This is a genomic window from Sphingomonas pseudosanguinis (assembly GCF_052056765.1).
Lineage (GTDB): Bacteria > Pseudomonadota > Alphaproteobacteria > Sphingomonadales > Sphingomonadaceae > Sphingomonas > Sphingomonas pseudosanguinis.
The window spans coordinates 1,524,143-1,536,365 of record NZ_CP189888.1; the positions used below are offsets into that span (position 1 = coordinate 1,524,143).

Below are 12,223 nucleotides of genomic sequence, written 5' to 3' on the forward strand. Positions count from 1 at the left end.
AGCATGCTGAATAGGGGCTTAGCGACCGAGATTGGTGAACGCCAGCGTCAACAGGAAGCTGTTGCCCGCGCGCGCATCGCCGGTGTTCACGTAATCGCGCCGCCAGGTGAAGCCTAGGCGAAGGCAATCATCTTCATATTGCACGCCCACCCGGTGGCGGATCGGATCGAAACCATCGGACAGCGACAACGAATCTTCGGACCGATCGGTCAGATCGACGACCGTCGACCCGAAGGCCGACCAGAAGCGCGCGAACTGCACGCGGCCGGCCAGCCGGATTTCCTCGCGGTCCTGCAAATCCTCGATCGAAGTGAAGATGTTGCGGTTCAACCGGATATAGCCCGCCTGGACATAGGTCGCGCGCGAACCGACCGTCGCGTCGATCTCGTTGCGGCGTACCGCGAAACTGTCCTTGTCGATCCGGAAGCGGTGGGTCAGCGAGACGAAATCGCGGAACCGCACTTCGGTCCGCCCGATGATGTCCGACCAGCGATCGGACAGACCGGTGCCCGGATAGAGGATCGTCGGCCGGTCGTTCAGGCGGAAGCTCTGCCCCACCAGCGTATCGACGGTGAAACCGGGCAGCGTCAGCGCCCATTGCGCGCCGTATGTGATGCGCGTCGAATCCTCGAACCGGTCATAGCCGGGGAAGCGATTAAGCGCGAAGAGATTGGAATCCTCCAGATCGACGGCGCGCGCATCCTCATTGGGGATTTCGATGTTGCGGATCTTGGGGCTCGCGACGATCTGGACGCGCGGGGTGAAGCGCTGGGTGCCGCCCCACAATTCGCCGACGAACGGCCATTTCACATCGACCGCCAGTGCCCCGATCGCGCGGCCCTGAAAGCCCTCCAGCCCCTGATAGACCAAAGGCGTCGAGACGATGTTGTTCGAATTGTAGGCGTCACCACGCGCATAGGCGGTGAACGTCACCTCCTGCCCCCAATTGGTCAGGCGACGCAGGTCCCAGCGCATGCTGGCAAAGGCGCGCTGGGTATCCTGTCCCTCGGTCCGGCTGATGGCGAGCGTATTGAGCTGCATCTCGAACTTGCCGCCGAGCAACCCGTCGTCGAAGCGGCGGCGATAGTCGATCTCTGGCAGCGCGATCGGCTGCTGACCCTGGGGATCGTTGACGCGTAGCGTCTGCACGTACCAGCCGTTGATCGCGAAATAGCTGTTCTGGTCGATCCGTTCCAGGCTGGCGGTGGTGCGCAGCCGGTCGTCGCGCGAAATATCGTAGCGGCGCAGGAAGGTGCGGTCGGTCGTCAGGCGAAGCGATCCCGACAGGCTCCATTCGGGCGAGAACTGGAACCGCCCGACACCGTCCAGATAGCCGCGAAACGCCTGGGTCGTATCGGTGGGGTTCAGCGTGTTCAGGTCGTCGCTGCGCCGGCTGGCGGTCGCATAGCCCGTGATCCGATAGGCGCCGAGCGAATTCAGCGCTTCATATTGCGCCTCCATCATCGGCAGCACGGCGGTGAAGACGTGCGGCGTCACGGTCACGCCGCGATTGGGGGCGAGCCGCCAATAATAGGGGACCGCCACCTCGACGCCGTTGACGCGGTCGAGCCGGATGTCGGGTGTCAGGAAACCGCTGTCGCCGCCCGAGCCGATCGGCGCCGACAGGCGGGGCAGGGGGATGCTGGGCAGGCCGAACAGGTTGAGCCGCGCGCCATTGAAATAAACGCGCTCGCGATCCGGGCGATAGGTGACGCGGACCGCCGTGATCTTCCATGACGGCTCCTTGGGGCAGCCCTCCGACGTCTCGACCGCGCAAGGGGTATAGGCGGCGCGTTCCAGGTTGACCGTGCCATCGGCCTGTCGCGTGCCCCGATCGGCGGCCAGGCGGCCGCCCTGCTCCAGCACGACCAGCATATTGTCGACCACGCCATCCTTCAGCGAATCGGTCAGCTCGATCTGGTCGCCGTAAGCGATGTCGCCCTGCGGGTTGGTCACCGCAATGTTGCCGGTCGCCAGCACCTTGCCCGTCTTGCGGTTCCAGGTGACCTTGTCGGCGCGCAGCCGCTCGCCCTGGCGGTTCATGCGGACATCGCCGGTCGCGGTCACGATATCGGCGTTGATGTCATATTCCAGCTGCCCGGCGCTGAACTTCACCTGATCGGGGTCTTCGGGCGCGGGGCCGTCGGCGGGCGGCGGCGACACGGGCCGGTCCTGCAGGTCCTGACCGAATACGGGCTGGGCTGCGAGAAGAGCGAGGGGCAGCGCGCTGCCGGTCAAAAGGGTCATTCGCAACACGATGATACCAGATCCGTCCTTGCCGACATGATGAAAGCCTCCCCCCGGCAGGGTGACGGCGCGAATGGTCCGCCTATCGCATCACCGGCCCTTCGCTGCAATCGCGTGCTTGCCACGCCCGTCCCAGCGCCTAGATGGTAGCAACAGTTATTTGTTCATCAGGGGTTTCCCATGCAGATCGCCTTCACCTCCACCGTCGATGCCGGCGATGTCTTTGTCCTTCCCGTTGCGAAGGGAAGCAAGGACTTCGGCCAAGCCGGCGGAGCGGACATGGTCTCGCTCGCGCTGGCGGCGGCGGAGGCCAACCGGTTCAAGGGCGATGCCGGCAGCAGCGTCGAGCTGTTCGTGCCGTTCGACGGGAAGGCGCGGCGCATCCTGATGCTGGGCGTGGGTGACGGGACCGAGGCGGACTGGCGCAAGGCGGGCGGCGCGCTGACCGCCAAGCTGCTGACGACCGCCTCCTCGGCGTCGCTCGTGCTGACCGGTCTGGGGACCAAGCCCTCGGCGGCGGCCGTGGCCGCCTTTGCCGGTGCGGCGGTCCAGCGCGGCTGGCGCCACGACGTCTATCGCACCAAGCTGCCCGAAGCGTCCAAGCCCATGTTGACGCGCATCGCGATCGTCGATGCGGGTGCCGAAGCGGAAGCCGCCTATGCCGCGATCCACGCGGTCAATGGCGGTCTGGAACTGACCCGTACGCTCGTGTCCGAGCCGCCGAACAAGCTCTATCCCGAAACCTTCGTCGAGCGCGTCCTGAACGACGTCGAGGGCCTGGGTCTGGAAGTCACCGTGCTCGACGAGGCGCAGATGCGCGATCTGGGCATGGGCGCGCTTCTGGGTGTCAGCCAGGGGTCGGTGCGTGAAGGACGCCTGCTCGTCCTGAAGTGGAACGGCGGTGCGGCCGATGCGGAAACGCTGGCGCTGGTCGGCAAGGGCGTGACGTTCGACACCGGCGGCATCTCGATCAAGCCGGCGGCCGGCATGGAAGACATGAAGTGGGACATGGGCGGTGCCGGTGCGGTCGCGGGTGCGATGAAGGCGATCGCCGCGCGCAAGGCCAAGGCCAATGTCGTCGGCGTCATGGGCCTGGTCGAGAACATGCCCGACGGGAATGCCCAGCGTCCGGGTGACGTCGTCACCTCGATGTCGGGCCAGACGATCGAGGTCATCAATACCGATGCCGAGGGCCGTCTGGTCCTGTGCGATGCGCTGACCTGGGTCCAGAAGACGCATGCGCCCTCGACCATCGTCGATCTCGCCACGCTGACCGGCGCGATGATCATCAGCCTGGGCAACGAGCATGGTGGGGTGTTCGCCAACGACGATTCGCTGGCCGACGCGCTGCTCGCCGCCGGCAAGGCGACCGACGAGAAGCTGTGGCGCTTCCCGCTGTCCGATGCCTATGACAAGCTGATCGACAGCCAGATCGCCGACATGAAGAATGTCGGCCCACGCGGTGCCGGTTCGATCACGGCGGCGCAGTTCCTGAAGCGCTACATCAATGACGGGGTCGCCTGGGCGCATCTCGACATCGCCGGCATGGTCTGGTCGGACAAGCCGGGCGTCAACCACGACAAGGGCGCGACCGGTTACGGTGTGCGCCTGCTCGACCGGTTCGTCGCGGACCGGTTCGAGGCCTGATCGACAAGCGGGAGCGGCGCCGATGCAGGTCGACTTCTATCATCTGACCATGGCGCCGCTCGACCGGTTGCTGCCCGTCATCGCCGATCGCGTGATGGCCGGCGGCGGCCGCCTGCTGATCGTCAGCGGCGATGCCGACCAGCGCGCCGCGCTCGACCGGCAACTCTGGATGGTGCCGGCGGACGGCTTCCTGCCCCATGCCCAGGCGGGGGAGGGGGAAGACGGCCTCCAGCCGATCCTGATCGCGGCCGACGTGCAGCCGAGCAACGGTGCACGCCATGTCGCGCTGGCGGACGGCCAATGGCGTGACGAGGCACTGAGCTTCGAGCGGGCCTTCCACTTCTTCGATGGCGACCGCATCGCCGAGGCGCGGGCGGCCTGGCGGGCGCTGGCCGACCGCGAGGGCGTCGAGCGCCGATACTGGAAGCAGAACGACCAGGGCCGCTGGGAACAGGCGGCCTGACAGTCCTCCCCGGCACGGGGAGGGGGACCAGCGAAGCTGGTGGAGGGGGTGTGCCGCAAGCGGTACCCCGTGTGGAAGCCCCCCTCCGTCAGCGCTGTCGCGCTGCCACCCCCCCGTGCCGGGGAGGATCAGCTTACCATAAGACATTGCATTGCTCCCCCGCCCCGACTAGGGCGACGCCACTTCCAGCCAACACCTTAAATCAGGAGCTGCGTGACCATCATGGCCGCGAACCGTACCTTTTCGATCATCAAGCCCGACGCCACCCGCCGCAACCTGACCGGTGCCGTCACCAAGATGTTGGAGGAAGCCGGCCTGCGTGTCGTCGCCTCGAAGCGCATCCAGATGACCCGCGAGCAGGCCGAAGGCTTCTACGCGGTCCACAAGGAGCGCCCCTTCTTCAACGATCTGGTCGAGTTCATGATCTCGGGTCCGGTCGTCGTGCAGGTGCTCGAGGGCGAGAACGCCATGCAGCGCAACCGCGACATCATGGGCGCGACCAACCCGGCGAACGCCGAGCCGGGCACGATCCGCAAGGAACTGGCCGAGTCGATCGAAGCCAACACTGTCCATGGTTCGGACTCGGACGAGAATGCCGAGATCGAGATCGCCTATTTCTTCAAGCCCGAAGAAATCGTCGGCTGATGACGTGGCGGCTGCGACGCGCGGAGCCGGGCGATGGTCCGGCGCTGTCGCTCGTCGCGGCCGCCAGTTTCCTCGAGACATTTGCCGGGATCATCGCTGGTCCCGACATGGTGCGCCATTGCACCCTGAATAGTTCTCCCGACAAGTTCGAGACGTGGATCGCCGACGCAAAGAGCGTCGCCACCCTCGCCGAACATTCCGATGGCGCAGCGCCCGTCGGGTACACGCTGCTCGTGCCGCCCGATCTGCCGGTCCCGACCGATGGCCACGACATCGAACTTCGCCGCATCTATGCCCTGTCGCTGACGCGCGGCACAGGCCTTGGCCACAAGTTGATGGCCCGGGCGATCGATGATGCGCGTGCAATGGGAAAGCGCCGTATGCTGCTCGGCGTGCTTGGCATCAACGCGCAGGCGCGTGCCTTCTACGAGCGCGAGGGCTTCACCCTTGCCGGCGAGCGGCAGTTTCGGGTCGGCGATACCGTCTATAATGACGTGGTGTACGGCCGGGCGCTGTAAACGCCCAGGCTCAGGGCCGCCTGGCCGCCCAGGCGGCATCGAGCTTCGCCACCGTCCCATCGCGATCGCGGAGCCTTAGCCCCTCCAATCGCAACGTCCGCCCGCGCAACAGCCGGCCGTGCGTACTCCAGATCAGATCATACAGGCCGCTGACCGTCCGGGCGCTATCGCCGTCCCAGTAGCGGGTGGTGATCAGCACGGGCAGCCGGCCTTCGCGCGTATCGGCCTGTCCATCGGTCAGTGCCAGCATCGGGCCGGCAATGGGGTCGGCGTCGATCACGGGATCACCGACCGGCGCCTGCCTGGCGATCCTCGACTTGGTCGGGAACGCGATCACGACATCCTGGATGTCATGGTTCGGGTCACGCAAGGTCAGGCGGCGGCCATCGCCCTCGACGGTGGCGGTCAGGTCCAGCCGACCGCGCTCGTGCCGCTGTGCGCTGGCGGAGGCGGCCTTGTCGGCGGCTTCGCTGCGCCGCTGGGACCAGTTGAGATAGAGGGTCAGCGAGGCGACGATCAAGCCCGCGACCGCCACGAACTCCGCCAGGGTCAGCAGCCGGCGGCGCGACTTGGCGCGCTCGGCGGCCTCGTCGCCCGCCGTTCCGCTCATCGCCCGCCGGCCTCCAGCAATTCGGTCGGCGCGACCAGTTCCCAGCTTCGCGCGATCCGGTCCTCGATCAACGTCCAGTCGAGGTCGCCGGACAGCGCGATATCGCTCCAGCGGGGCGGATTGCCCTCATCGGCGACACATAGCTGCAGCGCCGACCCGTCGCCGCTCATGCGGGCGAACGGCTCGCCCTCGACCAGGAAACGGGTTTCGCCATCGGCGTCGTCCTCGGTCGTGCCGGGCAGCAGCAGGGCGATGTCGCGGATGCGGGAGAGGGTATCGGTCATCGACGCACGAACTCCGTCAGGACTTGGGGGTAGAGTCGGTGTTCCTCAACGAGCACGCGCGCCGCGAGTGCCGTGGCATCGTCGCCCGGCAGGATCGGCACCTCGGCCTGGCCCAGCACCTCGCCGTCATCCAGCTCCTGGGTGACGATATGCACCGAGCAGCCCGCCTTCGCGTCACCTGCCGCGATCGCGCGGGCATGGGTGTCCAGCCCCTTGTAGAGCGGGAGCAGCGACGGGTGGATATTGACGATACGCCCCCGCCACCGCGCGACGAAATCGCCCGACAACAGCCGCATATAGCCGGCCAGCGCGATCACCTCGACGCCCGCATCGCGCAACGCCTGATCGATCGCGGCCTCATAGGCCGGCTTGCCGATCCCCTTGGGCGACAAGGCGAAGGTCGCGATCCCCTGTTCCGCTGCCCAGGCCAGCCCCGCCGCCTCGGCCTTGTCCGAGGCGACGAGTGCGACGTCATAGCCGGCATCGGCCGCACGCGACGCCGCGACCAGCGATTGCATGTTGGAGCCGCGGCCGGAAATCAGGATACCGACCTTCGCCCGGCCGTCAGGCCGCATGGGTCGCGGTCCAGTCCGCCTTGGCGCTCCAGGTGCCGGCCGATCCCTTGACGGTGCAGCCGCGCTCGCCCGCCTTGATGCGGCCGATGGTCACGACCGTCTCGCCCGCTTCGGTCAGGGTGGCGGCGACTGCCTGAGCCTGATCGGCGGCCACGACGACGGCCATGCCGATGCCGCAGTTGAAGGTGCGTGCCATTTCCTCGGGCTCGATCCCGCCCTGCGCCTGCAGGAAGGCCATCAGACGCGGCTGTTCCCAGCCATCGGCGTCGACCACCGCATGCGCGCCCTTGGGCAGGACGCGCGGGATGTTTTCGAGCAGACCGCCGCCGGTGATGTGCGCCAGGCCCTTGATCGTCCCCGCCTTGATCGACGGCAGCAGCGCGCGGACATAGATCCGAGTCGGTGCCATCAGCCCCTCGATCAGCAGACGCTCCTGATCGAACAGCGCCGGGCGATCGAGCTTCCAGCCCTTGTCCGCCGCCAGACGACGCACCAGCGAGAAGCCGTTGGAATGAACGCCAGACGACGCCAGACCCAGGATCACGTCACCGTCGCCGATGTCCGCACCGGTCAGCACCTGATCGCGCTCGACGGCACCCACGCAGAACCCGGCGAGGTCGTAATCACCGGCCGCGTACATGCCCGGCATCTCGGCGGTTTCGCCACCGATCAGCGCGCAGCCGGCGATGCGGCAGCCCTCGGCGATCGAGGCGATCACCCGCTCGGGCACATCGCCCTCCAGCTTGGCGGTGGCGTAATAATCGAGGAAAAACAGCGGCTCAGCGCCCTGCACGATCAGGTCGTTGGCGCACATCGCGACCAGGTCGATGCCGACGCCGTCATGACGGTCATGCTCGATCGCCAGCTTCAGCTTGGTGCCGACGCCGTCATTGGCCGCGACCAGCAGCGGATCGGTGAAGCCCGCCGCCTTCAGGTCGAAGAAACCGCCGAAACCGCCCAGATCGGCATCGGCGCCCGGCCGGCGTGTCGCCTTGGCGAGCGGGCCGATCGCGCGGACCAGGGCATTGCCCGCCGCGATCGAAACGCCGGCATCGGCATAGGTGTAGGACGTGCCGGATTCGGCGGGCGACGAGGGGGTGGACGGCGTGCTGTTGTCGGTCATGTTTGCCCGTTAGCTATATCGCGCTTGGATTTCCACGCCTGCTTCGCCAAAAGGCCGCGATGCGTTTGCGATTGCCCCATCGAATGATCGGTCTCGCCGCCCTGGCCGGGGTCGGTGTCGGGGCCAGCGCGGTTCTGGCCCAGATCGAGGGGCAGGATCGCGGCGTCATGCCGATCGACAGCGGCAGCGCCTATGAGGTGTCGGGCGTCACCGTCGACGTCGCGGGCAAGACGGCGGAGGCCGCCCGGCTCGGCGGCTGGCGGATCGCACAGCGCAAGGGCTGGGCGATGCTCGCCCAGCGGCTGGGCCGCACCGGCTTCGGCGCGTCGGACGGCCTGCTCGACTCGCTGGTGACCGGCATCGTCGTGGAGAAGGAGCAGATCGGCCCCACACGCTATGTCGCACGGCTGGGCGTGCTGTTCGACCGTGCACGGGCCGCCTCGGTGCTGGGGGTGTCGGCCTATGCCGATCGTTCGCCGCCGATGCTGATCATGCCGTTGCAGGTGTCGGGCGGCGTGTCGCAGATGTTCGAGACCCGCACGCCGTGGCAACAGGCCTGGGCACGGTTCCGCACCGGTAACAGCACGATCGATTATATCCGCCCCTCGGGAACCGGTGCCGACCCGCTGCTGCTGAATGCCGGGCAGATCGGACGACGTTCGCGCGGCTGGTGGCGCTCGATCCTCGATCAATATGGCGCGTCGGACATCCTGATCCCCGTGGTGCGCCTGCATCGCCAATGGCCGGGCGGTCCGGTGATCGGGGTGTTCGAGGCACGGCATGGTCCGGACAATGCCCTGATCGGTTCGCTGACCCTGCGAGTCGGCAGCACCGAGGGATTGGGCCAGTTGCTCGATACCGGCGTAGCCCGGCTCGATTCGCTCTATCAGCGCGCGCTCGCCAGCGGGGTGCTGCGCGGCGACCCGACGCTTGCCCCGCCGCCCAAGCCGCAGGTCGAGATCGCCCCCGACGACAGCAACACGGGCGAGGAGCCGATCGAGGGCCTCGACTCCGCCATCGCCGCGACGGGGGCGGGGATCGCGGTGACGCTGCAATATGACGCGCCCAGCGCCAGCGCCGTCGCCAACGTCGAAAGCCTGGTGCGCGGCATCCCCGGCGTGGTGCGGGCGGGCACGACCAGCCTGGCGGTCGGTGGTGTCTCGCTGATGAGCGTGACCTATGACGGTGACCCGGACCAGCTTCGCCGCGCGCTGGAGCAGCGTGGTTTTCAGGTGTCGGGTGCCGGCACCACCTTGCGCGTGCGGCGTGCGGCCTTGCCCGCGCCGACGCCCCCTACGGATACTGTGACGACCGGATGAACCAGATGGCGCTTCCGCTGCAATGGCCAGCGGACCCTCGATCGGATGCCTTCCTGCTGACCGACTCCAACCGGCTGGCGGCGCGGATGCTGGACCAGTGGGAAAACTGGCCGACCATGGCCGCCATCCTGACGGGGCCGCGCAAGTCCGGCCGGTCGCTGCTGGCGCGCATTTTCGCGGCCCGCAGCGGCGGCACGATCATCGACGATGCCGAGCGCGTGCCCGAGGTGCAGATCTTCCACGCCTGGAACACCGCGCAGGCCGAACGGCGGCCGTTGCTGATCGTCGCGGATGCCGCGCCGCCGCGCTGGGCCGTGAAGCTGCCCGACCTGCGCTCGCGCCTGGCCAATAGCAGCCTTGGTGAGATCGGCCCGCCCGACGACGAGTTGGTCGCGGCGCTGTTCGAGCATCTGTTCGAGCGCCGGGGCCTGGATGCGCGACCCGATCTGATCGAGTGGCTGACGCTGCGTGTCGAACGCAGTCACCTTTCTGTCATCCGCGCAGTCGATATGCTCGACCAGGGGGCGATGGAACGGCGCGCGCGCTTGTCCATTGCTCTTGCACGATCCACCCTGATCACGGCCGGCCTCCTCGCCGAGCCCTGAACGCAGTCCGAGCGAGGAATATGACCCGTCCCGCCCATATCGCGCAAATGTCCGAGCCGGACGACGATCATTTCACGCCGAACCGCAGCGAGCGCTATTTCAACCGCGAACTCTCCTGGCTGGCGTTCAATCGCCGCGTGCTGGAGGAGGCGTGCAATTCGGCGCATCCGCTGCTCGAACGGCTGCGCTTCCTGTCGATTTCGGGGTCGAACCTCGACGAATTCTTCATGGTGCGCGTCGCCGGGTTGAAGGGACAACAGGCGCAGGATGTCGAGCAGCGCTCCGTCGACGGGCTGACCCCCGGGCAGCAGCTGAACGGCATCGTTGCCGAGGCGGACCGGCTGATGGCGAGCCAGCAGGAGGTGTGGGGTGACCTGCGCAACCTGCTCGACGAGGCGGGCATCTTCGTCCTGCGCCGCGACGCGATCGATGCGGACGCCAGCACTTGGCTCGAAACCCATGTCCGGGATCAGATTTTCCCGATCCTGACGCCCCAGGCGCTCGACCCCGCGCATCCCTTTCCGTTCATTCCCAACAAGGGTCTGTCGATGATCTTCGACCTGACCCGCGTGTCGGATCAGGAGCCGATTCGCGAACTGGTGATGATCCCGGCGACCATGCCGCGCTTCGTCCGGTTGCCGGGCGAGGGGGCGCGTTATGTCTCGATCGAGACGATCCTGCGCCGCTTCTCGGGGCTGCTCTTCCCCGGCTATATCGTCAACGGCGCGGCGACCTTCCGTGTGCTGCGTGACAGCGACATCGAGATCGAGGAGGAGGCGGAGGACCTCGTCCGCTATTTCGCCAACGCCATCAAGCGGCGTCGGCGCGGGCGGGTGATCCGGCTGGAGCTGGAAACCGGCATGCCCGACGAGTTGGCCGACGTGCTGCGCGGCGAACTGGGCGGCAGCGACGCGATCATCACCGAAAGCGGCAATCTGCTTGGCATCGGCGACCTCGACATGCTGGTCGACGAGGATCGCCCCGACCTGAAATTCCCACCTTATTCCCCGCGCTTTCCCGAACGAATCCGGGAGTTTGCCGGCGATTGCTTCGCCGCGATCAAGGCCAAGGACATCGTCGTCCATCACCCGTACGAGACGTTCGAGGTGGTCATCGCCTTCCTGAAGCAGGCGGCGGCCGATCCCGATGTCGTGGCGATCAAGCAGACGCTCTACCGCGCGGGCAAACAGTCGGCGATCATTAACGCGCTGATCGCGGCGGCCGAGGCCGGCAAGTCGGTGACGGCGATCGTCGAACTCAAGGCGCGCTTCGACGAAGAGCAGAACCTCTATTGGGCCTCGGCGCTGGAGCGCGCCGGCGTGCAGGTCGTCTATGGCTTCATCGATTGGAAGACGCACGCCAAGGTGTCGATGGTCGTCCGGCGCGAGGGCAGCGATTTCCGCACCTACTGCCATTTCGGCACGGGCAATTATCACCCGATCACCGCGCGCATCTATACCGACCTTAGCTTCTTCACCGCCGATCCGCTGCTCGGGCGCGATGCGGCGCAGATGTTCAACTACATCACCGGCTATGTCGAACCGGTGGCGATGAACCATGTCAGCCTGTCGCCACGCGACCTGCGCCACAATCTGATGGCGCTGATCGACGCCGAGATCGCGCATGCCCGCGCAGGTCGTACGGGCAGCCTGTGGGCCAAGGTCAATTCGCTGGTCGACCCGCTGGTGATCGAGAAGCTCTACGAGGCAAGCGGCGCCGGCGTCGAGATCGACCTGATCGTGCGCGGCATCTGCTGCTTGCGGCCGGGCGTGCCGGGCATGTCGGAAAACATCCGGGTCAAGTCGGTCGTCGGCCGCTTCCTGGAACACAGTCGCATCTGGGCGTTCGGGAACGGCAAGGCCCTGCCCCATGATTCGGCCAAGGTCTTCATCTCCTCGGCGGACTGGATGCCGCGCAACTTCGACCGCCGGGTCGAATATATGCTGCCCATCCTCAACCCGACCGTGCACGACCAGATCCTGGACCAGGTGATGGTCGCCAATCTTCTCGACAATGAACAAAGCTGGGAGCTGGAGCCGGATGGCAGCTATGTCCGCGATCAGCCTGGCGACCGCCCCTTCAACCTGCATCGGTATTTCATGACCAATCCCTCGCTTTCGGGGCGCGGTGCCGCGCTCGACACCAGCAAGGCGGTGCCGACCCTGTCGCTGCGCCGGCAGAAGTGAC

12 protein-coding genes are annotated in these 12,223 nt (G+C 66.9%); 7 read left to right on the forward strand and 5 right to left on the reverse strand.

Annotated elements, in window-relative coordinates:
* Window positions 1–18: 18 nt before the first annotated feature.
* Entirely contained in the window at window positions 19–2,247 is a 2,229-nt protein-coding gene (locus tag ACQHGV_RS06900) for an LPS-assembly protein LptD (RefSeq protein ID WP_440979919.1), read from the reverse strand.
* Window positions 2,248–2,427: 180 nt separating this feature from the next.
* On the opposite strand from ACQHGV_RS06900, the gene ACQHGV_RS06905 reads away from it, so the two are divergent.
* The 4 genes from ACQHGV_RS06905 to ACQHGV_RS06920 all read left to right on the forward strand — a co-directional run bounded on the left by ACQHGV_RS06905 (window position 2,428) and on the right by ACQHGV_RS06920 (window position 5,520).
* Window positions 2,428–3,894 carry a leucyl aminopeptidase gene (locus ACQHGV_RS06905; RefSeq protein WP_440979920.1) on the forward strand — a complete coding sequence of 489 codons (1,467 nt, stop codon included), beginning with the start codon at window positions 2,428–2,430 and terminating at the stop codon, window positions 3,892–3,894.
* A 22-nt stretch (window positions 3,895–3,916) separates the two neighbouring features.
* Entirely contained in the window at window positions 3,917–4,357 is a 441-nt protein-coding gene (locus ACQHGV_RS06910) for a DNA polymerase III subunit chi (RefSeq protein WP_440979921.1), read from the forward strand.
* Between the two features lie 222 nt (window positions 4,358–4,579).
* Window positions 4,580–5,002: a nucleoside-diphosphate kinase gene (gene ndk / locus ACQHGV_RS06915; RefSeq protein ID WP_007403624.1), complete on the forward strand. Its 423-nt coding sequence runs from the start codon at window positions 4,580–4,582 to the stop codon at window positions 5,000–5,002.
* Complete coding sequence (locus ACQHGV_RS06920) at window positions 5,002–5,520, forward strand: N-acetyltransferase family protein (protein ID WP_440979922.1); 519 nt, start codon at window positions 5,002–5,004, stop codon at window positions 5,518–5,520. Before ndk ends, ACQHGV_RS06920 begins: the two co-directional genes overlap by 1 nt.
* Window positions 5,521–5,530: 10 nt before the next feature.
* On the opposite strand, the gene ACQHGV_RS06925 is transcribed toward ACQHGV_RS06920, so the two are convergent.
* The 4 genes from ACQHGV_RS06925 to purM are packed head-to-tail and all read right to left on the reverse strand — an operon-like array spanning window position 5,531 to window position 8,112.
* Window positions 5,531–6,130, reverse strand: a complete 600-nt coding sequence (locus tag ACQHGV_RS06925) for a hypothetical protein (RefSeq protein ID WP_440979923.1) — start codon at window positions 6,128–6,130, stop codon at window positions 5,531–5,533.
* Window positions 6,127–6,414 carry an MmcQ/YjbR family DNA-binding protein gene (locus ACQHGV_RS06930; protein ID WP_440979924.1) on the reverse strand — a complete coding sequence of 96 codons (288 nt, stop codon included), beginning with the start codon at window positions 6,412–6,414 and terminating at the stop codon, window positions 6,127–6,129. Before ACQHGV_RS06930 ends, ACQHGV_RS06925 begins: the two co-directional genes overlap by 4 nt.
* On the reverse strand, window positions 6,411–6,989 hold the full coding sequence (gene purN, locus ACQHGV_RS06935) for a phosphoribosylglycinamide formyltransferase (protein ID WP_440979925.1): 579 nt from the start codon (window positions 6,987–6,989) through the stop codon (window positions 6,411–6,413). Before purN ends, ACQHGV_RS06930 begins: the two co-directional genes overlap by 4 nt.
* Window positions 6,979–8,112, reverse strand: coding sequence for a phosphoribosylformylglycinamidine cyclo-ligase (purM, locus tag ACQHGV_RS06940; RefSeq protein WP_440979926.1), 1,134 nt, complete (start codon window positions 8,110–8,112; stop codon window positions 6,979–6,981). The genes purN and purM overlap by 11 nt, the downstream gene beginning before the upstream one ends.
* Before the next feature lie 59 nt (window positions 8,113–8,171).
* Between purM and ACQHGV_RS06945 the strand changes: the two genes are divergently transcribed.
* From ACQHGV_RS06945 to ACQHGV_RS06955, 3 genes are read left to right on the forward strand one after another with little or no spacing between them, the layout of a single operon-like run.
* The gene (locus ACQHGV_RS06945) at window positions 8,172–9,431 is read left to right on the forward strand and encodes a heavy-metal-associated domain-containing protein (protein WP_440979927.1); all 1,260 of its coding nucleotides are present in this window, start codon (window positions 8,172–8,174) and stop codon (window positions 9,429–9,431) included.
* Window positions 9,428–10,036, forward strand: coding sequence for a chromosomal replication initiator DnaA (locus tag ACQHGV_RS06950; RefSeq protein ID WP_183950830.1), 609 nt, complete (start codon window positions 9,428–9,430; stop codon window positions 10,034–10,036). The genes ACQHGV_RS06945 and ACQHGV_RS06950 overlap by 4 nt, the downstream gene beginning before the upstream one ends.
* A 20-nt stretch (window positions 10,037–10,056) precedes the next feature.
* Window positions 10,057–12,222 carry an RNA degradosome polyphosphate kinase gene (locus ACQHGV_RS06955; RefSeq protein WP_440979928.1) on the forward strand — a complete coding sequence of 722 codons (2,166 nt, stop codon included), beginning with the start codon at window positions 10,057–10,059 and terminating at the stop codon, window positions 12,220–12,222.
* The last annotated feature ends 1 nt before the right edge of the window (window position 12,223 follow it).